Here is a 19,939-nt window from a genome sequence, read left to right as displayed (position 1 = left end):
GTCGAAGTAGTACTCGCCCCGCTCGTTGGTGACCGCCGTACCGATCTTGTTGCCATCGGCGTCGTACAGGTTCACCGTGGCACCCACCACCGGCTCCTCACCGGGGTCCTGGATACCGTCCTCGTCCGTGTCCTTCCAGACCCGGTTACCGATCTGCAACGGCGCCTCGTCACACATCACTTCGAGGTCACCGATGCCACGCGCCTTGCCGAAGGCATCGTTCAGGAAGTTGCCGTCGTTGTTGCCGGCAGTGCCCGTGGTGCGGTCGACCCACCGCACACCGCTACCCGTCCTGGGGATGGGGTCCATCGCGGTGAAGGGGATGGTCGTCTCCACCTTGGAGATGGCCACACCACCCGAGCTGTTCTCGTGGTGGGCACCCACGTTGTCACCGGGGTAGAACTCCTTGGCGTTCGGGTTCTGCCCGCCGGAGTTCTCGGGGGTGGCGTTGTTGGTGCAGCCGCCGTTGCCGTCCAGGACGAACATGTGGTTCCCGCCACGGCAGGCCCGGTTGATGTCACCACCCTGGAACGCGGTCGTCGCCGGCCACGTGGCGGAGGTGCCGGGCAGCTCCCAGCCGGCCCGGTCGGCGAAGCGGTCGGCGAAGCCGAGGACCATGTCACCGTTGGTCTCGAAGTTGATGTCCGAGAGCTCCGGCTCCGGGTTCTGGATGTAGGCGTTGGTGCAGGCCTTGCCGTCCTGGTTCAAGGGCCGGACATTGGTCCACGGGTACCAGCCCTCGCCGTTGCACACGTCCGCAGGCAGGCCGTCACCGGTGAGACCACCGCGGGGGAAGTTCAGCGGCTGGTCCATGACCGTGCCGGTGAACTGGCCCGTGACCGGGTCGAAGACCTGCACGACGGCCCGCATGTCGGCCTTGCTGCCGGTCGACTGCGCCGAGCAGACACCACCGACATACACCTTGCCCTCGTAGAGGCCCAGGCCGTAGGGGCGCCAGTCCCCGGGAGCGGCGCAGCCCGGGTCCTTGATCGCGTAGGACGCCTTTTCCTTGGCGGCCGTCGGCTGCGTGGCGTCGTAGCGGTAGAGCCTGCGGTCGTGCATGTTGACGACGTACAGGTCCTTGCCGTCCGAACTGACGTCCAGGTCGCCGAGCGATTCCTTGCCCACCACGGCACCGAACGCCTCGTCCATCCCGGCGTTCGGGTTGTGGCCGGTGGAGCCGGCGTTGGGAACCGTGGCGAACAGCGAGGTCTGCTTGGTCGCCGGGTCCGTCCGGTAGATCGCGCCCGGACCACCAGGACCGTACTTGGTGCCCCGCTTGGCATACGCGGCGGAGAAGACCTGCTTGGTCACCTTGTTGTAGCCCAGGCCCCACACCGTTCCGGTCTGGCCATTGTTCGCCAGATCGGTGAGCTGATTGTATTCGCCCCGCGCGTTGAACGGGAACGACGTCAGCGTGCGGTTGCTGTCCGGCGCCGGGTTCTGCGGCGGAATCGTCGGATTCTGGCAGGCCGTCACCAGCATGGCATTCTTCTGGCAGTAGTCCTCCGGGCTCCAGAACGCGGTCGTGATCTCCACGTTCTTGCCGCCCGACAGATCCACGAACTCCACGTTCGACGACAGCACCGTCGGATCGATCAGATCGCTCCTAAGCGAAGCGAACCCGGGAAAGAGCACACCCTTGTCGGGGTTCTTCACCTCGATCCGGTACTTGCCGCCGCCCAGGCTGTTGCCCGGGGTCAGCTTCACCGTGCCGTCCGCCTGCGTGGTACCGGTGATCGACCGACCCTTGTCGTCGGTCAGCACCACCGAGACACCGGACATACCCGGCTCCAGAGCCTGGTCCCACTTCCCGTTCGCGTTCACCTCCCGCACCACACGAACGGTCGCGTCGCCGTCCCCGGAGTCGGCCGCCGCGGGCGACACCACGGAGACCACCCCCGTCGCCGCGAGCGACGCCGATAACGCGGCCGATAAAGCCAAGGACATTCCGCCGGCCCACCGCCGACGCTGCCGCTGATTCACTACCAGCTCACTTCCGATAGTCCATCGTCTGCCCGTGATGACGAGTCACCACGGCAGGGGCCACTGGTAAAGATCCTTGCCGGGTCCGCCCTATGACGACCGGATGATCCGGGTGAGTGAGTGAGCGGCTGTCGGAGGGGCTGGAGCATCGACTGAAAGGCTGGATCACGCACCGAAAAACTCAGCTGCCGCCTGCGACCGGACGAGGTGGACTGGGGTGACCCCGGTGCCACCCGCTCCGACGGGGCCCCGGTGTCGGTGGGCCAGTCGACGCGTCCGGGATGGTGCAGCGGATGCCGCGTCCGCACAGACAGGCACGGTTCTTGCGGGACGCATCTGTCACACGCCCTGAGTGGACGCCTGCGGGGACCCGGGGTCAGGGTCGGGCCCCCGCAGGCTGTTCGAGGACCGCGCCTAGGCGGTTCCGGTGATGCGCTTGACGGCTTCGCTCGTGAGCTGTCGGTCGTGCGGTGCGGTGTCGAGGGCACGGTGGAGGGCCAGCCCCTCGATGAGTGCGTCGAGCTGGCGGGCCGTTTCGGCGTCGAAGTGTCGTTCCAGGACTTGTCGGCTGCGGATCATCCACTTCCGTGTCAGCTCTCGGTACTCCGGGTGCCGGGCCGCGAGGGTGTAGAGCTCGTGGGTGACGATCAGGTCGTACTGCGGGCCGTCGGAGAGTTCGTGGATGAGGTCGGTAACCGCTTCGCGCGCCTGCTCGGCGCTGTCGGCCGCGTTCAGGCGCCGCTCGAAGAGGGCGGCGACGTGCTCGGCGAAGCGGGTGAAGGCTTCATGGAGCAGCTCGTCGATGCCTTTGAAGTGGTAGGTCATCGAGCCCAGTGGCACCCCGGCGCGGGCGGCGATCTTGCGGTGGGAGACGCTGGCGACGCCTTCTTCGGCGATGTGGTCCAGGGTGGCGGTGAGGATGCGTTCGCGGCGCTGCGGGTCGGTGTGTCCTGTAGCCATCGGAGCAGTCGCTCTCAGAGACCGCGGACGGGCCGGGCGGGGCTGCCGACGGCGACGACGTTCGCGGGGATGTCTTTGGTGACGACCGCTCCGGCGCCGATGACGCTGTTGTCGCCGATGCTCACACCGGGGCAGACGATGACGCCGCCGCCGAGCCAGACGTTGTTTCCGACCGTGATGGGGCGCGCGGCCTCCAGCTTGTCGCGGCGGGGCTGCGGCTCCAGGGGATGAGTGGGGGTGAGGAGTTGGACGTTGGGGCCGATCTGGCAGTCCTCGCCGATGGTGATCGCCGCTACGTCCAGTGCGGTCAGGTTGTAGTTGACGAAGGTCCGGGCCCCGATGGAGATGTTGCTGCCGTAGTCCACGTACAACGGCGGCCGGACCTCGATCTCCTCGCCCGCGAAGCCGAGCAGCTCGTCGAGGAGCGTCCGGGCGGCGGCAGGGTCGTCCAGGAACGCGGCCTGGTAGCGCGCGGCAAGCCGCATGGCGCGCTGCTGCCTGTCGGCGATCCCCGGATCGTCGGCAATGTAGAGATCGCCTGCAAGCATGCGTTCCAGATTGGTGCGCGGGTCATCGGCAAAGTGGTCCACCGTCATGCGTACGATCGTACGCCCTGGAAGGTACGTTCGTACACTCCGATCGCCGAGGAAGCCGGAACAGCCCCGAAGGGGAACAGGGCCGTGCGGCGACTTTCGAAACACACCCCAGTGACGTTGCACACATTCCTGTCGGCCGCCTCGACTCCGGAGACCCCCGCCACGGAGGTGTGAGTCCGTCAACGCGCTTACAAGAGACCCTGACTGACGGAGCATCAGGGATGCCGCGGCCAATGGCACCGGCACGGGTGGGCCGCCTGAGCGGTCAGGCGGCTCCCGTATCTTCTCGAATATGAAAACCATTCGCACAAGAGGGCTGTTGGGTGTCTGCCTGCTGCTCCCCGGCCTCGCCGCCTGCGGCGCGAGCGGAACAGCCTCCTCGGGGACCCCGGACGCGACACGGGCGTCCGGCGCGGTCCTGACCAGCTGCGGCCTGGAGACGAGGGTGCCCGCTCCCCCCGAGCGGGCGATCTCCCTGGAGCAGAACGCGACGGAGATCATGCTCAGCCTGGGGCTGGCCGACCGGATGGTCGGCACCTCCTACCAGACGGATCCCGTGCTCCCCGCACTGGCCGCGGAGTACAAGAAGGTGCCGGTGCTCGCGGAGCAGTACCCCCACCACGAGGCCGTCCTCGCCGAGGAGCCGGACTTCCTCTACTCCACGCTCTCCTCGGCATACGCCGATGAGGCGGCGGGTCCCCGCGCCGACTGGAAGAAGCTCGGCGTGCCGGCCTACCTCTCCGTCCACGACTGCGAATCCCCCGAACTCACACCCGACGAGGTGCGTTTCGACGCCGTCTTCAACGAGATCAAGGACATCGCCGCCGTCTTCGGTGTCGAGCAGCGCGGGGAGAAGACGGTCAAGGACCTGCGCGTCCGGCTCGACCGAGCGGTGCGTGAGGCACCGAAGAACACCGGCGCGAAGCTGATGTGGTACTACTCCGGCACCACCACGCCCTACATCGCCGGACACGGTGGGCTCCCCTCGGCGGTCGGCAAGCAGGTAGGGGTGGACAACGCCTTCGACGACATCCGTCAGAAGTGGCCCGCGGGCAACTGGGAAGAGATAGCCGAGCGCGACCCGGACGTCATCGTCCTGGCGGATCTGACCCGTGGAGGCGACGGGGACAGCGCCGAGGCGAAGAAGCGGTTCCTCCGCGCGAACCCCGTCACCTCACACCTCGACGCCGTGCGCAACAACCGCTTCATCGTGGTGCCCGGTTCGGCCATGGACCCCTCCATCCGCAGCGTCAGCCTGGCGGAGGAGCTCAGCAAGGGGCTGACCGCGCTCTACGGCTGACGCCGCCCACCCCCACCCATCGAAGGACACCTGCATGACCGACACCGCTGCTCTGCCCCCGCGCGATCTCCTGGAGCGCTGGGACGCCCAGCAAGCCGCCTACGTCGCCCATCGGGAGCTGCGCTTCCAGTCGATGCTGGACGTACTGCGCCTCGGCCTGCCCGAGCAGTTCCACGTGCTCGACCTCGCCTGCGGCCCCGGCTCCCTGTCCGACCGCGTCCTGCGCGCCTTCCCCCGGGCGCGGGTCACGGCCGTCGACTACGACCCTGTGCTGCTGCGCCTGGCAGGCGACGTGCTCGCGGAGTACGGCGACCGGGCCACCGTCGTGGACACCGACCTCGTACGCGCCGACTGGGCCGAGCCGTTGGCCGGAGAGCGGATCGACGCCGTCGTCTCCTCGACGGCCCTGCACTGGCTCTCCCCCTCCCAACTGCTGCATGTCTACACCGCACTCGCCGACCTGCTGCCGCCGGGTGCGGTCTTCCTCAACGCCGACCATCTGCGCTACGGGCCCGCGAACGCGACCCTGGGCGCCCTGTCCGAGCGGCACGACGCAGAGGTGCAGCGCACCGCGTTCGCCGCCGGTGCCGACACCTGGGACGCCTGGTACGAACTCGCGGTGGCCCAGCCGGGCATGCCCCCGCTCGCCGCCGAACGTGAGCAGCGGTTCGCGGACCGCCCGCCGCAGCCGCCGGCGCCGCTCCACTTCCATCTGTCGGCCCTGCGCACAGCGGGTTTCGCCGAGGCGGGGACGGTCTGGCAGTACCTCGACGACTACGTGGTCTTCGCCCGCCGATGACAACTGCCACCACGAGGGCGGGCGGCCGACGGGGCGTGCTCTCCCGGAGCACGCTCGTCCTCGTCTGCTGCGGTGTCCTGCTGCCCGTGTCCGTACTCGTCGCCGTCGGTACGGGCAGCGCCGACATACCGCCACTGGCCGTGGCCCGGACCGTCGGCGCCCATCTCGGGGCGCCGTGGGAGGCGCTGCCGCCGCTGCGCGACAGCATCGTGTGGAACCTGAGGCTGCCGCGCGTCCTGCTGGCCGCGCTGGTGGGGGCGGGACTCGCGGTGTGCGGCACGGTCCTCCAGGCCGTGACCCGCAATCCGCTGGCCGACCCCTACCTCCTCGGGGTGTCGGCCGGAGCGTCCACCGGAGCGGTCCTGGTCCTGGTGCTCGGTTTCGGCTCCCTCGGCCTGCCTGTCGGGGCCTTCACCGGCGCGATGGCGGCCTTCGGCTCCGTTCTGCTCCTGCTCGGCCGCTCGCTCGGCTCCGCCACCAAGGTGGTGCTGTCGGGTGTCGTCGCGTCCCAGCTGTTCAGCGCGCTCACCAGCCTCGTCGTCGTCCGCTCCGGCGACGCCGAACGCACCAGGGCGGTGACTTTCTGGCTGCTCGGCTCGCTCGCCTCGGCCGACTGGACCTCGGTGGGTGTGTGCACCGCCACCACCGCCGCGGGCCTGCTGGTGTGTCTGCTGTACGCCCGCCATCTCGACGCGCTCGCCTTCGGCCGGGAGACCGCCTCGACCCTGGGCTTCGCACCGCACCGCACCGAGACGGTGCTGTACGGGACGACCGCCGTCGTCACCGGCGCTCTGGTCGCGGCGAGCGGCGCCATCGGCTTCGTCGGCCTGCTGGTCCCGCACGCGGCACGGATGCTCACCGGAGCGTCCCACCGGGTACTGCTGCCGTCGTCGGCCCTGCTCGGCGCGGTGTTCCTGATCTGGGCGGACACGGCCGCCCGCAGCGTCTTCGGCGCCCAGGAACTGCCGGTCGGCGTGCTCACCGCGCTCCTCGGCGTTCCGGCCTTCGCGGCACTGCTGCGCAGACGAACGGCCACGCCATGAGGGGCCCCGGAACCGCGCACGCGGCCCGCTCCCTGGAGTGGACGGCAAGCGGCCGCGCGATCGTCGACGGCGTCACCTTCGCCGTGCCACCGGGGCGCTTCACCGCTCTGATCGGGCCGAACGGCTCGGGCAAGTCCACCGTGCTGCGCCTCCTCGCCGGACTGCGCCGCCCCTCGTCCGGACAGGCCCTGCTGGACGGATCCGACGTCACGGCCCTGAAAAGACGCGACGTCGCGCGCCGACTGGCCTTCGTCACCCAGGAGACCGTGTCCGATCTCGACACGATCGTCTCGGAGGTCGTCATGCTGGGCCGGGCCCCGCACCGCGGACGCTCGGCCACCGCTGAGGAGGACGTCCGCGCGGTCGCGCAGGCCATGGCGGCGATGGGCGTGACGGCACTCGCCGACCGGTCCTGGGCCAGTCTGTCCGGCGGCGAACGGCAACGGGTGAGCATCGCCCGGGCATTGGCCCAGCAGACGCCCGCCCTGCTGCTCGACGAGCCCACCAACCACCTGGACATCAGCCACCGGCTCGACCTCATGGAGATGCTCTCGCGCACCGACGCCACGGTCGTCGCGGCGCTCCACGAACTCGACCTGGCCGCCCGCTACTGCGACCACCTGGTGCTCCTCGACGCCGGCCGGGTGGTCGCGGCCGGCCCTCCCGCCGCGGTGCTCACCCCGCGCCTCCTGGAGCAGGTCTACCGGGTCCACGCCACCGTGAACCTGGGACCCGACGGCAGGCCGGACGTGCGTCTGGCCCCACTCCCCCGCGGTGAACGCCATCAGCGTGGCGAAGAGCCGTCACGGACCGTCTCTCACGGCCCGCACCAGTCGCATGCTCGGCCGGACAACTCCTAAGTCCGCGCGCCCATGGATGCTCTCGCCGTCACCTCCGACGGCAGCCTGTCCACGCGTTGCTGGAACCGGCGCAGCAGCAGGAGCGCGGTGATCGCCAGACCGGTGAGCAGTCCGAGCCAGATGCCGAACGTGTCGAGTCCGGCCGCGAAGCCGAACAGCGCGGCGGCCGGGAGTCCGACGAGCCAGTAGCCGACGAGAGTCACCCGGAAGCCGCCCTTGGTGTCGTCGAGCCCGCGCAGCAGCCCGACGCCGATGTTCTGCGTGCAGTCGAAGAACTGCAGTACGGCGGCGACCAGAAGCAGTTTGACGGCCGTGTCCATGGCCTGGCCGTCATGGGAGTCCAAGAACGGGGCGAGGACGAGACGCGGGACGGTCACATAGACGACGGCCACGACCGTCATCACCCCGGCCGCGCAGGCCAGTGCGGTGGTCCTCAGACGCCGGGCGGCCGCCATGTTGCCGAGAGCGAGTTCACGGCTGACGCCCAGGGAGGCGGCGTGCGAGAGGCCGACGGCGATCTGGAAGACGATGTACACGAGCTGGTTGACGGCCGTGTGCGCGGCCAGCGCCGCCGTGCCGAAGCTGCCGACCAGCAGCGCGACGACGGAGAAGAAGCCGGCCTCGGAACCGTAGGTCGCGGCGATCGGCGCGCCGAGTCCGGCCAGTCGGCGCAGGGTCGCCGGGCGGGTCTTCCAGACACTCAGGGAGAGCAGCGGTGCCAACTGCGGGTCGCGGCGGGCGGATACGTACAGGGCGAGGAAGGACAGCGCGTAGACGGAGGTGGTGGCCAGGCCGATGCCGGGCAGGCCGAGCTTCGGGACGACCCATGTTCCATGGATGAGAACCCAGTTGAGGCCGACGTTGACCGCGATGGAGGCCAGTGTGATGCGCAGCAGCGCCTGCGGCCGGCGCAGCCCGACGGTGAACTGCCGGATCGCCTGGAACCACAGGCAGGGCAGCAGGCCGGGCGCCAGCGCGTAGAGCACCGGTTTCGCCGTGCGGACGATGTCCGGATCCTGGCCCAGCCAGATCACGGCATGTCCGATCAGCACCATCAGCACAGCGCCCACCGCACCCGCGAGCGTGGCCAGCAGCAGGCTCGCGCGGACCAGGTCGCGGACGTCCTCCCGGCCGCTCTCGCCCTTCTCCGTGCGGGCGTCGGCGGCGGCGACCTGGTTCCCCACGGCGGTGACCAGGCCCACCCCCATGGTGCGCAGCTGGTTGAAGATGACCATGGCAAGACCGCCGGCCGCGAGGGCCTCGGTGCTGATCAGACCCATCATCACGGTGTCGGTGGTGGTGAGGGCCACCTGGGCGAGCTGGGTGAGCGCCAGGGGGACGGCGAGGGCGGCCAGGGCTCGGCCATCGGTGAGGAGTCGTGTCAGGGTGGGCGGCATCAGGTGTGTTCCCGCGGGGTTCCGGAAGCGGTGGAGCGGAGTGCGGTCAGCAACGCGTGGACCTCGCGCTCCGCTCGGGGATCGAGCAGATCGCGTGCGATCATCCAGTCGTCGTCGAAGACTGTGTCCATGTACTTCTCCCCACCGTCGTTGATCAGGGCGACGGTAGTCGTTCCCGGTGCCTGCGACGAGAGACGGTTCAGCGCCTCGTACACCACTCCGCCCGCCGAGCCGCCGATGAGCAGCCCGACCCGGCGGGCCACCACTCGGGCGGTGGCGAAGGCCTCGACATCGCCCACCTTGACGCCCTCGTCCAGGAGGTCGTAGTCGACCATGGCCCCGATGGTCGCGCCCTCGGGGGTGCCGGTGCCGGACTGGTAGTAGTCGTGCGCCGGCGGTCCGAACGCGATCGACCCCTTCGGCTCGACGCCCACGATCCGTACCCGGGGCAGGGTCTCGCGCAACACCTTCCCGGTCCCGAACAGCCCGCCCCCGGTGCCTACGGCACCTATCAGTTCGTCGACATGCCCGTCCAGGGCGGCGTTGATCTCCCGTGCCACAGGGTGGTAACCGACGCCGTTCGCGGGGTTGTTGTGCTGCTCCGTGAAGTAGGCGTTGTCCGAATCAGCGGCCATCTTCTCGGCGAGTTCCTCGCGGGCCGCCGTGGCCAGTTCCTCGTCGCCCTCTTCCGCGACGTGGACCAACTCGGCGCCCAGGGCCTTCATCGCCCGCAGCTTGTCGGCGGCCGCGTGATGGTCGACTACGGCGGTGAAGGCGTAGCCGCGCTCGGCCGCGACGACAGCCAGCCCCAGGCCGGTGTTCCCGGACGTCGACTCGATGATCCGCCCGCCCGGGCGCAGCAGACCGCGTTCCTCGGCGTCGATGACCATCTGCCGAGCCATGCGGATCTTCGCCGTGCCGGTCGGGTTGAACTGTTCCAGCTTCAGCAGCAGCCGGGCGCCGTTCTCGGCACGGCACAGCTCGAACAGCGGGGTGGCTCCGATGAGTTCGGAGACCCGCCGGACGATCGGTGGTCGGTGGAGGGGGTCAGGCATGGGGGCTCCGTAAGTCGTGGGGTGGCGCGGGATGGCCGACTGCGGCTGAAGAGGCCGGTTCCGCAGCGGTCATCGGGACTCCAGGCATGGTCAGGCGGGGTGGCGGTCGAGCTGCCAGCGGAAGCGGTCGGCCGTCGGCTCGACGACGACCTTCGGGGGCAGCGGGAGTTCGTGGAACGGTGACTCGTTGGAGTCCATCTGGTAACCGGCGGTGTTGAGGTACACCAGCAGGTCGCCCACCGCCGGCGGAGTGGAGAAGGGAATCTTGCGCCAGGTCAGCAGGTCCGACTCCAGGCAGGTCGCCGCTCCCACACAGGCCGGATACGGACCGGTGCGCGCGGCGGCCTCCCGGCGCGCGGGCACGAGCACCGGGTCCGGCAGGAACTCGCTGCCGAACCACTGCTCGGACAGGCTCAGGCTGCTGCCGTCCACGGTGAGGATCGCGTAGCCGTCACGCTCCTTGACGCCCTGTACGCGGAACACGGTGAACCCGGCCTGGTCCAGCAGCGCCCGGCCGGGTTCGACCAGCAGTCCCACGTCCGCCGCACGCAGCAGTTCGGCGAGCGTTGCGTCCTCGCCGACCGGCACGGCGGCGAGGACCGCGCGCAGGGCATCGGCGCCCGCCACGGGGGAATGGTAGGGGTAGAAGCCGCCGGTGAAGCGCTTCGCCGCATGGAAGTGCTCGGGCCTGCTGCTCTCCTCGAACCGCTGCCAGTCCGCCCCGCCGACGTAGTCCACCGCGAAGCCGCCGCCTATGCTGATCCGGTCGGCGCGCAGCCCGAGATCCCGTGCCCGGCGGCACAGCCGCACCAACACTGCGGAGAGGTCGGCACGTTGGCCGGTGTCGTAACCGGACAGATGGAAGCTGAAGCCCTCCAGGTCCACCGCCGAGCCGCCGAGCCGGTCCAGTGCCGCGGTGATTTCGTTCCCGTCGAGCCCGAATCGGCTGTGCGGCTGGTCCGGTGGCAGCACGCGGAGCAACACCCGTGCCCTACGGTCCAGTTCCCGTGCCGTCATGTCGAGCCGGTCCAGCTCGTCCAGGGCGTCCACGGCGATCATCGCGCCGTGCAGCACGGCCACCCGCAGCAGTTCGTCCGCCTTCGCCGGGCCGGTGACCACCAGTTCACCGCCTCGGACACCGGCCGCGAGTGCCTCGCGCATCTCGCCCTTGCTCGCCACGTCGACACCCAGCCCGGCTGTGGCCGCGCGCTCCGCGAACACGGACGCCTTGTTGGCCTTCTTGGCGAAGTACACCCGCCCGTCCACCTCGGCCTCGGCGAGCGCCTTCCGGAAGGCGGCCACGTTGGCGTCGAAGGCGTCCGGGAGGAGCACGTGGTACGGGCCGCCGAGGCCGTGGCCGAGCTCGTGCAACAGCGGGTCGGAGAGCAGGCGCCCCACCACCGGGTCGGTGTGTGCGGGGAGCGGTACCGTCACTTCCACAACGGCACCGCCGTGCCCAGCCCCTGGGCGAGGGCGAGTTGGGCGAACCGGTGGCCGAGCGCGATATCGGTGACGACCAGTCCGCTGTTGTAGGCGAAGATGCTCTGACCCGCACTGGTGCGCCCGGATGCCCGCTTGGCCAGGACGTCGGGGAACTCCACGTCGACGTCCGGCAGCCGGCCCTCGGCATCGGCCATGTCCGTGCCGGTGACCCGCATCTGGGCGGCGCTGGTGGCGACGACGCGTTCGGCGCGCCACAGGGTGGACGGGGCGATGCCATAGCCGACCAGCACACAGAGGGCGGAGGGCTTGAGCCAGTCCGCCTCCACGGACGCCTGAGTGTTCGGGCCCGCCGTCGCCAGCACGATGTCCGCCTCCCCGGCGGCTGCCCGCAGATCGGACACGAGCTCCAATTCCCGCCCGGGAAAGTGCCGTTCCAGCTCCTCGCGGACCGCGCGGATGCCGTCCGGATGCGTGCCGGAGAGCATCAGACGCTCCAGGTCCGGCAGGGTGGTCAGCAGGAACGGCAGAGCCAGCCGCCCTTGGGTACCGGTGCCGACGACCAGCGCGCTGCGGCTGCCGGGGGCGGCCAGTTCGCGTGCCAGCAGCGCGGAGACCGCCGGGGTGCGCAGTGCGCCGATCCGTCCGCAGTCCAGCATCGCGACGGGCAGCCCGGTCTCGTCGTCGTACAGCGTCAACGTCGTGTAGTAGTGCTGCTGGTCGCGGTCCTCGTGCAGGCCGTGCTTGTACGAGGTCTTGACGGCGACCACGTTGCGCTCGCCGTCGCGGCCGAGCATGGCGTAGCCGACCGAGTGGCCGTCGGCCGGCTTGACGGTCAGCTTGCGCGGGTTGTCGGAGCGGCCCTCGGCCAGGGTGCGGTAGGCCTGCTCCACCACGGAGACCACGTCGGACAGGGTGATGTCGATGCCGGCCACGTCGGTGGTGCTCAGGACGCGCAGGGTCTTGTCGTCTTGCGCCATGTCATTCCCCCGGGACGGCTGTGCGGACGGTGTCTTCCTGGCGGCGTGTGCGGGTCACGCGAACGCCTCCACGGCTGCCTGGCCGTAACCGTGTTCGTCCTGTTCGGCGGCGGGCCGGGTGCGGCGGCGCGGGACACGGACCGAGGCGCGCTTGAGCCAGCGGTCGGTGCCGTCGTAGCGGGCCTTGAAGGGGACGCGGCCGTGGACCACGAGGTCGTTGTCGACCACGAGGACGTCGCCGGGTTCCAGGCTCACGGCCGTGGAGACCCTGACGAGTTCGTCCGACAGGCGGGCGTAGGCGGCCCGGTGTTCCTCCGAGGCCCGGTCGAGCGGGGTGTAGGCGGGGTCGTAGCGCAGGGTCAGCCCGGTGGGCGAGTGCCACAGGGTGGGCACCGGCTGCGGGGTGCCCGCGTAGGACTGGGCCTCGGCATAGGCATCGTCGGGCAGGATCGGCAGCACGGGCTCGCTGAGCAGTGCGACATCGGCGGTGCTGAGGTCCACTTCCCGGACGGAGGCGGCGGTGGTGGCCACGGCGTCGTGGTTGCGCATGCAGCCGAGGATCAGCAGATGGGCGCGGCCGGGGTGGAAGGCGTCCTCGGTGTGCGGGCTGAGCAGCACGGTGCTGCTGGCCCCGGTCTGTTCCTCCTCGTGTCCGGGCGACGGCACGATGTTGTGGACGAACCGGCCGTCCTGCTGGCCTTCCCAGGCGATCGGGGTGCCCATCACCGTGGCGAGCAGCAGCAGGACCGCGTCGTACAGTTCCCCGGCGCTGCCGGCGCTGGACCAGTGTCCCGGGGTGGGGCCGATGGCCGTGTCGTCGACGGGGATCCCGCGCAGGACGAAGAGACCGGCCGGAGTGTCCGCGGGGCGGCAGGCATGTCGGATGTCGACGCTCAACGACGCCGCCAGGTCGGGGGCCCGGCTCATGAGACGGGACCAGTCGGAGCCGTGGCCGGTGCTGGAGGACAAGAGCAGGTGCTGGGCGGCCTCGGTCAGTTCGTGTACGGCGTGCGGGTCCAGCTGACGCACAGGCGTGCCTGCCGTGGGCATGGTCGACCATCCGTTCTTGGGGATGCGCGTGCGGGTGCGCGGTGAAGTGATGAGGGAAAGCCGGGCAACAGGGCGTGGGACGTGGGCCGTCTGCGGCGGGACGGGAGAATCAGGTGTTCCGTTCCGGTGACACGCCTGGCCGGCTCGGCCTAGGTAAGCCATACCTAAGTTAGACGGTTGACGCGGGGCGCGCAGTACTCCACTTGGAGTATTGCGGCCTGATCAATTTTTAGGATAGGCAAACCTAAGTACCTGGTCGTTGTTTCTGGAAGTCGAGGCAGACGTGGACCTGACGAGACGTCAACTACTTGTGGCTGGTGGAGCTCTGGGGGCAACAGCCCTGCTGGCCGCGTGCGGCGGCGGTGGTGACGCCAAGTCGACTGAGAGTCCCGGCAGCGGCGCCGAGAAGCCCCGCAAGGGCGGCACGCTGCGGGTCGGGGCCCTCGGCCGCGCGAGCGCCATCACCCGGGACCCGCACGGCACCCAGTCCAACGAGAGCGACTACCTCATCATCAGCCTCGTATACGACACGCTCACCGTCCCCGGCAGCAAACCGAACACGATGCCCCGGCTCGCCGCGGGCTGGAAGGCCTCCGACGACCTGAGGACCTGGCGGTTCACCCTCGCCAAGGGGGCCACGTTCCACGACGGTTCACCGGTTACCGCCGCCGATGTCGTCTTCTCCCTCAAGAGACTGCGTGCCACCCCGTCCGGCGCCTCCCGCCTGCCCGGCATCCAGGCCAGGAACATCACGGCCGAGGGCGACGACACGGTCGTCCTCGTCTCCGACTATGCCAACGCCGAACTGCCCCTGCTCACCCGCCTGACCACTTTCGTCGTGCCCGAGGGCACCGCGGACGACGACATCGCGAAGGCGCCGGGAACCGGTCCGTTCAAGCTCGACTGGTTCCGCGGCGGCAACGCCCGCCTCGTCCGCACCCCCAACTGGTACGGCGGTGACGTGCACCTCGACGCCATCGAGGTGAAGATCTTCGAGAGCCCCCAGGCCATGGCCAACGCGCTCCTGGCCGGCCAGATCGACCTCGCCTCCAACGCCGGTGCCGTCGCGGCCCGCAGCGCCAAGTCGCGCGGCGACATCCAGACGGTCCGCCGCCCCAACGACATGGCCGTACCCATTGTCATGCGTACCGCCGACGGCCCGTTCGCCGATCCCAAGGTGCGCGAGGCACTACGCCTGGCCGTGGACCGCAAGGCGATGGTCGAGCAGGTGCTGTCCGGCTACGGCACCGTCGCCAACGACATCCTCGGCACCGGAGACCCCGCGTACGCCAAGAGCATCCCGCAGCGCACCCGCGACCTGGCCAAGGCCAGGCAACTGCTGAAGGAAGCCGGTTTCGACACCTCCAAGACCTACGAGATCCTCACCACCGAGGACATATCCGGGCTCGCGGAGTCGGCGACCCTGTTCGCCACGCAGGTGCGCGAGGCCGGCGTCAAGGTGAAGGTGGTCAAGCAGGAGTCCGCGGTCTTCTGGGACAGCACCTGGCTCAAGGGCGACCTGTACACCACCTACTGGGGCACCAACGACTCGGTGGTCTTCTTCGCCAGCAAGACCATGGTCTCCGACAGCGGACAGAACGAGGCCGGCTGGCAGGACACCGCCTTCGACACGGCGTACCAGAAGGCCATCGGCACCGCCGACGCCACCCGCCGCACGCAGTTGCTCCAGGAGATGCAGCAGATCGAGTACGACAGCTCCGGCTATCTCCTGTGGGGCATGGCCGACGGCGTCGACCTCGCCGCGGCGAAGGTGCGCGGGCTGCCCACGCTTCCCGGATACGGCCGTGTCCAGCTCGAGAAGACATGGCTGGCCAGTTGATCACGCAGACCAGCGTGCCCACGGCTCCCACGGCCGCGGTGCCGTGGGGGCCGCGGGCGCGGGCGGCCACGACCCGTATCGCCCTCGTCCTCCTCAAACGCGCACTGCTGCTCGCGGCGCTCCTCGCCCTGGTCTTCGCCGGCGTGGAGCTACTGCCCGGAGACGCGGCGAGCGCCACCTCCGAGCGTGGGGAGAGCGCCGCGGACCTGGCACTGCGCCGCCATGCGCTCGGCCTCGACCGACCGGTCCTGGAACGCTTCTGGGACTGGATGTCCGGCCTGCCCACCGGCGATCTGGGGACATCGGCCCACGGCGAGCGGGTCGCCGACCTGGTGACCACCGCGTTCCCCAACACCCTGGTGCTCAGCGGCACCGCCCTGCTGCTGACCGCCCTGCTGTCGGTGACGCTCGCCTCATGGGCGGCCCTGCGGCCCGAGGGACGCCTCGACCGGATCGTCACCGGCGCTTCGACCGCTGTCTTCGCCGTCCCGGAGTTCGTGGTCGCCGTGGCGCTCGTCCTGGTGCTGTCGCTGTGGACCGGATGGCTGCCCGCCGTCACCCTCACCGACAGCGACGGCACCCCTTCCTCATGGACCATGCTGATCCTTCCCGTCCTGGCCCTGACCGTCCCGCAGACCGGCTGGAACACCCGCATCGCACGTGCCGCCCTCGCCGACGAGGCCCGCGCCCCCTATGTCGAAGCCGCCGTCTTCGACGGTCTCGCACCGCGCCGTGTCCTGCTGCTGCATGTTCTGCCGGGGGCCCTGCCGACCATCGCCGCCGGGCTCGCCACGTCGTCGGGAGTGCTCCTGGGAGGAGCGGTTGCCGTGGAGACCATCTTCAACTACCCGGGGATCGGCGCTGTCCTGACCTCGGCGGTCGCCGACCGCGACACCCCGGTGATCGCCGGAGTGACGATGCTGGCCGGCGCGGCGATCACGGTCGTCCTGCTCGTGGCGGACCTCCTCCGCGACGTTCTGACGGCAGGTCGCCGATGAAGGCCTCGACCCGCTCGGTCCTGCCGCGGGTGATCCCCGCCGCCCTGCTCGTCACGCTGGCCCTCGCCGGCCCCTGGCTCATTCCGCATGCCGTGGACAAGCCCGTCACCATGCCGTTCGGCGAACCCGGTCATGGAGCGCCGCTCGGCGGCGACCAACTCGGCCGCGACGTGCTCAGCAGACTGCTGGCGGGCGGGCGTGAACTCGTTCTGTCGGCCCTGCTCATCGCCGTGGTGGTGACCGCGGTGGCCGCCGTGGTCGGAACGATCGGCGCCCTGCGGCCCGTCGTCGGGCGCGTCGTCGAGCGGGCCGCCGACATGCTGATCCTGCTGCCCGCCGTCCTGGGCGTCATGCTGGTCGCCCTGTCCTGGCCCGGCGGCGGGCGCCTCGCCGTGATCGTCGCCGCCGTCGCGCTGGGCTTGCCCTACGCAGTCCGCCTCACCGCCGGCGCCGCGGCTCCCGTGGCCGCGTCCGGCTATGTCGAGGCGGCAGCCGCCGGCGGCGAACGGCTGTGGTTCCTCGTGGTCCGCGAAGTGCTGCCCAATCTGCGCGCCACCCTGCTCGCCCTGCTCGGGCTGCGGTTCGTCGAGGCGGTCTACGTCGTCTCCATGGCCGGGTTCCTTCAGGTCGGCCCCCAACCACCGGCCGCCGACTGGGCGTTGATGATCCGTGAGAACTCCTCGGGAATCCTGCTCAACCCCTGGGCCGTCATCGCCCCCAGCGCCGCCGTCGGTCTGCTGGCACTGAGCGTCAACCTCGCGGCGGCCGCCCTGGCCCCGCAGACAGGCCGAAAGGCGGCAACGCTGCTGTGAGACACACCCCCGTGAACACCAACGCGGACCGCGAGGAACTCGTGGCCGCGGCGAGTGGGTTCGGCGTCAGGGCGCGGGACGGCCGACAGCTCCTCGAGGAGACCTCTCTCAGCCTCCGCGGCGGGCGCCTGTTCGCCATCACCGGTCCGTCGGGCGCGGGCAAGACAACGCTGCTGCGTGCCTTCCTCGGCCACCTGCCGCACGGCACCGCCCGCTCCGCCGGCACGGTGCGCGTCCTCGGCCACGACATGTTCCAAGTCGACGACGACAGCCGCCGGACGATCCGCAGGAGCGACATCGCCTACGTCGGCCAGGATCCCGTCTCGTCACTCAATCCCCGGCTGCGGGTCCGCACACTCCTCACCGAACTGGGTTCGGACAGCACTGCCGCTGAACTCCTGGCCGCCGTGCGTCTGCCCTCCGACCAGGGTTTCGCCGCACGTCGTCCGGGACAGCTCTCCGGCGGGCAGCTGCGGCGCGTCGCACTCGCCCGAGCCCTGTCGAAACGGCCTCGGCTCCTCCTCCTGGACGAGCCCACCGCCGGGCTCGATCCGGCGCTGCGCGAGGAGATCGTCGAACTGCTGTGCCGGCTGACCCGCGAACACCGTTTCGCCGTGGCCTTCTCCTCCCACGACAGGGACGTCGTGGAGAGGCTGGCGGACGATGCCGTACACCTGACGGCCGACGGCGGCCGCCGGCCGAGCACACTGCGGCCCGTGGCCCATCGCCCGGCCCCGGCAACGGAACCGCCGAGCATCGCCACACCTGGCGCCCCCGTCCTCGACGTCCGGGATCTCGGCGTCACCTTCGCCCGCCGGGGAGCGGGGCGTCCGGCGCTGGCAGGCATCCATCTCTCGGTGGCCAAGGGCTCCGCCGCGGCGGTCGTCGGCGCCTCCGGGTGCGGCAAGACCACGCTCGCCCGCACACTCGTCGGCCTGTGCAAGAGCCAGTCCGGCACCGTACGGCTGGACGGCACGGTTCTCCCGGCGACGATCCGGCGTCGCAGCAGAGAACAGCGCCGCCGGATCCAGCTGATCACCCAGGATCCCCTCGGCGCGCTCAACCCCAGCCGCACCATCGGCTCGTCCGTGGCCAGGCCCCTGCGTATCCACCACGGAACGCCGTCCGGCGCGATCGGCGCTCTGGTGGACGAACTGCTGCACCTGGTCGGGCTTCCGGAGTCCTTCACCGGCCGGTATCCCCACGAGCTGTCCGGCGGGCAGCGCCAACGGGTCGCCATCGCACGCGCGTTGGCCGCCGAGCCGGACATCCTCATCTGCGACGAGATCACCTCCGCGCTCGACCCGGACACCGGAGACGCGGTGATGGGCCTCCTTCACCGGCTGCGGCAGGACCGCCGCATGACGCTCATCGTCATCAGCCATGACCTGGCTCTCGTCCGGGAACGCACCGATACGATCACGGTCCTCGCCGACGGGCGGGCCGTGGAGTCCGGCGCCACCGCGGACGTCTTCGCCGCCCCCCGGCATGCGGCGACACGGGAGTTGCTCTCCTCGCGCCTGGCAGCCACGTGAACGCCCTTCACCGTCGTGGGCGCGGTCAGCGAGGTACGACTCCCTGCGCCTCGCCCACTTCGTGCCGCAGATGGAGCACACCGGCCACCGCCGCGCCCGCAGACAGCAGCACGACAAGGGCCGCGATGACGGCGAGCCAGCGCGATGCCGTGGTGCGGGGTGCCGAAGGCTCGAGGAGTGTCGTGACGCGGTGCGCGACCGGCCCGGTCTCGGCTCCGAGCGTCAGGTAGGGACGTGTCGTAGGGCCCGCCTCATGGCTGGCCAAGGCGGCTCGGGCCACCGCGACGGCGGCCAGTTTGCGGTCCCCGACGGCCCGGGCCGCCGCTTCGTCGGCCGCGAGTTCGGCAGCGAGGCGGATGGCGTCCCGCACCCGGCGAAGCGCGGGATGACAGTTCGCCGCGATCTCGGCGACGGCGAGGAAGTAATGGTGCCGTTCCGCGTTGTGCGCACGTTCATGGGCGAAGAGCACTTCTCGCTCGGCGGCCCGCAGGCTGCGCAGCATTCCTGCCGTCACGACGATGCGGTTGACGCGGCCCGGCAGGGCGTACGCGTCGGGCCGGGGTGAGTCGATGACGCACAGGTCGCCCACGACGGGAAGCTCGGCGACCTTGCGCTGTGCCGCTCTCAGCGTGCGGCCGTGCCGCACCGCCGAACACCCGAGACACAGACCGCCGATGCCCAGGGCGCAGGCCGCCAGGACCGCCATCGCGCCCATGAGGTGTGCGGACGGGGTGCACAGATGCCGGACGAAGTGATTCAGCTCGGCGAAGGCCGGTACGAGGTACAAGCCCGTCAGGACCAGAGCGGCGAGAGAGACGACACAGGCCACGGCAAGCACCGTCGTACTCACCGCGAGGATCCACAAAGCCACCGCCGGCCGCGCCCAGGACACTATGCGGCCCGCCGCCAGGCTCAGCGAGAACGGCAGCAGCATCGGCACCAGAAAAAGCGGAGTCAGCAACGGGGTCCCTCGTCTTCGGCGGCCACCTACACACTCACCCCAGATTTCGACTACAGTGTTGTAGACCGTTTACGGGCGTGTAGACGGTCCGGCCGCTATTTCCCGAGGAAGGTTGCGCCCGAATGTGCCCCTCGGTCCGTCATTCGCTGCAGACCACGGTACATGTGAGCGACGAGTCGCCGGAGCCTGCGGGGTGTGCGTCCGACATCGGAGATCGGCCCTGAAATTGGCCTATGTCCGGCGGCGCGGCTCGGTGACCTTCGCGGTTCCGCTGCGCTGAGAGGTGCCGGCGGCCGGACAACTGCGTTCCTTTGTTTCGATGTTCAG

Annotated in this window: 17 protein-coding genes; 8 read left to right on the top strand and 9 right to left on the bottom strand. The window is 70.2% G+C overall.

The features are described 5' to 3' along the window. From CTZ28_RS16310 to CTZ28_RS16300, 3 genes are all read right to left on the bottom strand, one after another. The coding region (locus CTZ28_RS16310; RefSeq protein ID WP_220795342.1) for an SdrD B-like domain-containing protein at positions 1–1,950 on the bottom strand (1,950 nt) is incomplete at its 3' end. Positions 1,951–2,400: 450 nt separating this feature from the next. Further along, the gene (locus CTZ28_RS16305) at positions 2,401–2,946 is read right to left on the bottom strand and encodes a TetR/AcrR family transcriptional regulator (RefSeq protein WP_121890119.1); all 546 of its coding nucleotides are present in this window, start codon (positions 2,944–2,946) and stop codon (positions 2,401–2,403) included. A gap of 14 nt (positions 2,947–2,960) precedes the next feature. Further along, positions 2,961–3,542: a sugar O-acetyltransferase gene (locus tag CTZ28_RS16300; protein WP_121890118.1), complete on the bottom strand. Its 582-nt coding sequence runs from the start codon at positions 3,540–3,542 to the stop codon at positions 2,961–2,963. A gap of 292 nt (positions 3,543–3,834) precedes the next feature. Here CTZ28_RS16300 and CTZ28_RS16295 point away from each other — a divergent pair, with 292 nt between their 5' ends. The 4 genes from CTZ28_RS16295 to CTZ28_RS16280 are packed head-to-tail and all read left to right on the top strand — an operon-like array spanning position 3,835 to position 7,544. Further along, the gene (locus CTZ28_RS16295; protein WP_121890117.1) at positions 3,835–4,842 is read left to right on the top strand and encodes an ABC transporter substrate-binding protein; all 1,008 of its coding nucleotides are present in this window, start codon (positions 3,835–3,837) and stop codon (positions 4,840–4,842) included. A gap of 34 nt (positions 4,843–4,876) precedes the next feature. Next, the gene (locus CTZ28_RS16290) at positions 4,877–5,641 is read left to right on the top strand and encodes a class I SAM-dependent methyltransferase (RefSeq protein WP_121890116.1); all 765 of its coding nucleotides are present in this window, start codon (positions 4,877–4,879) and stop codon (positions 5,639–5,641) included. Next, entirely contained in the window at positions 5,638–6,684 is a 1,047-nt protein-coding gene (locus tag CTZ28_RS16285) for a FecCD family ABC transporter permease (RefSeq protein WP_121890115.1), read from the top strand. Before CTZ28_RS16290 ends, CTZ28_RS16285 begins: the two co-directional genes overlap by 4 nt. Beyond that, a complete protein-coding gene (locus CTZ28_RS16280) occupies positions 6,681–7,544 on the top strand; it encodes an ABC transporter ATP-binding protein (RefSeq protein WP_121890114.1) in 864 nt (287 codons plus the stop codon). Before CTZ28_RS16285 ends, CTZ28_RS16280 begins: the two co-directional genes overlap by 4 nt. On the opposite strand, the gene CTZ28_RS16275 is transcribed toward CTZ28_RS16280, so the two are convergent. From CTZ28_RS16275 to CTZ28_RS16255, 5 genes are all read right to left on the bottom strand, one after another. Then, on the bottom strand, positions 7,541–8,941 hold the full coding sequence (locus CTZ28_RS16275) for an MATE family efflux transporter (protein ID WP_121890113.1): 1,401 nt from the start codon (positions 8,939–8,941) through the stop codon (positions 7,541–7,543). The two genes, CTZ28_RS16280 and CTZ28_RS16275, sit on opposite strands and share 4 nt — an antisense overlap. Continuing rightward, a complete protein-coding gene (locus tag CTZ28_RS16270; protein ID WP_121890112.1) occupies positions 8,941–9,996 on the bottom strand; it encodes a cysteine synthase family protein in 1,056 nt (351 codons plus the stop codon). Before CTZ28_RS16270 ends, CTZ28_RS16275 begins: the two co-directional genes overlap by 1 nt. Positions 9,997–10,086: 90 nt before the next feature. After that, positions 10,087–11,430, bottom strand: coding sequence for an alanine racemase (locus tag CTZ28_RS16265; RefSeq protein WP_121890111.1), 1,344 nt, complete (start codon positions 11,428–11,430; stop codon positions 10,087–10,089). After that, complete coding sequence (locus CTZ28_RS16260) at positions 11,427–12,416, bottom strand: ornithine cyclodeaminase family protein (protein WP_121890110.1); 990 nt, start codon at positions 12,414–12,416, stop codon at positions 11,427–11,429. Before CTZ28_RS16260 ends, CTZ28_RS16265 begins: the two co-directional genes overlap by 4 nt. 54 nt (positions 12,417–12,470) lie before the next feature. Continuing rightward, positions 12,471–13,466, bottom strand: a complete 996-nt coding sequence (locus CTZ28_RS16255) for a TauD/TfdA family dioxygenase (RefSeq protein ID WP_121890109.1) — start codon at positions 13,464–13,466, stop codon at positions 12,471–12,473. A gap of 283 nt (positions 13,467–13,749) precedes the next feature. Here CTZ28_RS16255 and CTZ28_RS16250 point away from each other — a divergent pair, with 283 nt between their 5' ends. Genes CTZ28_RS16250 through CTZ28_RS16235 form a run of 4 tightly spaced genes read left to right on the top strand, consistent with a single transcriptional unit; the run spans position 13,750 to position 18,651 of the window. Further along, a complete protein-coding gene (locus CTZ28_RS16250; RefSeq protein ID WP_121890108.1) occupies positions 13,750–15,306 on the top strand; it encodes an ABC transporter substrate-binding protein in 1,557 nt (518 codons plus the stop codon). Further along, a complete protein-coding gene (locus tag CTZ28_RS16245) occupies positions 15,291–16,304 on the top strand; it encodes an ABC transporter permease (protein WP_121890107.1) in 1,014 nt (337 codons plus the stop codon). Before CTZ28_RS16250 ends, CTZ28_RS16245 begins: the two co-directional genes overlap by 16 nt. Then, complete coding sequence (locus CTZ28_RS16240; protein WP_121890106.1) at positions 16,301–17,116, top strand: ABC transporter permease; 816 nt, start codon at positions 16,301–16,303, stop codon at positions 17,114–17,116. The genes CTZ28_RS16245 and CTZ28_RS16240 overlap by 4 nt, the downstream gene beginning before the upstream one ends. Next, a complete protein-coding gene (locus tag CTZ28_RS16235; protein WP_259471647.1) occupies positions 17,113–18,651 on the top strand; it encodes an ABC transporter ATP-binding protein in 1,539 nt (512 codons plus the stop codon). The genes CTZ28_RS16240 and CTZ28_RS16235 overlap by 4 nt, the downstream gene beginning before the upstream one ends. A gap of 25 nt (positions 18,652–18,676) precedes the next feature. On the opposite strand, the gene CTZ28_RS16230 is transcribed toward CTZ28_RS16235, so the two are convergent. Beyond that, entirely contained in the window at positions 18,677–19,612 is a 936-nt protein-coding gene (locus tag CTZ28_RS16230; protein WP_259471646.1) for a M48 family metalloprotease, read from the bottom strand. Positions 19,613–19,939: the final 327 nt, after the last annotated feature.

It is taken from the genome of Streptomyces shenzhenensis (assembly GCF_003688995.1).
In the GTDB taxonomy this organism is placed as follows: Bacteria; Actinomycetota; Actinomycetes; order Streptomycetales; family Streptomycetaceae; genus Streptomyces; species Streptomyces shenzhenensis_A.
The sequence above is the reverse complement of the archived record's forward strand: the minus strand, read 5'-3'. Positions and strand labels throughout refer to the sequence as shown.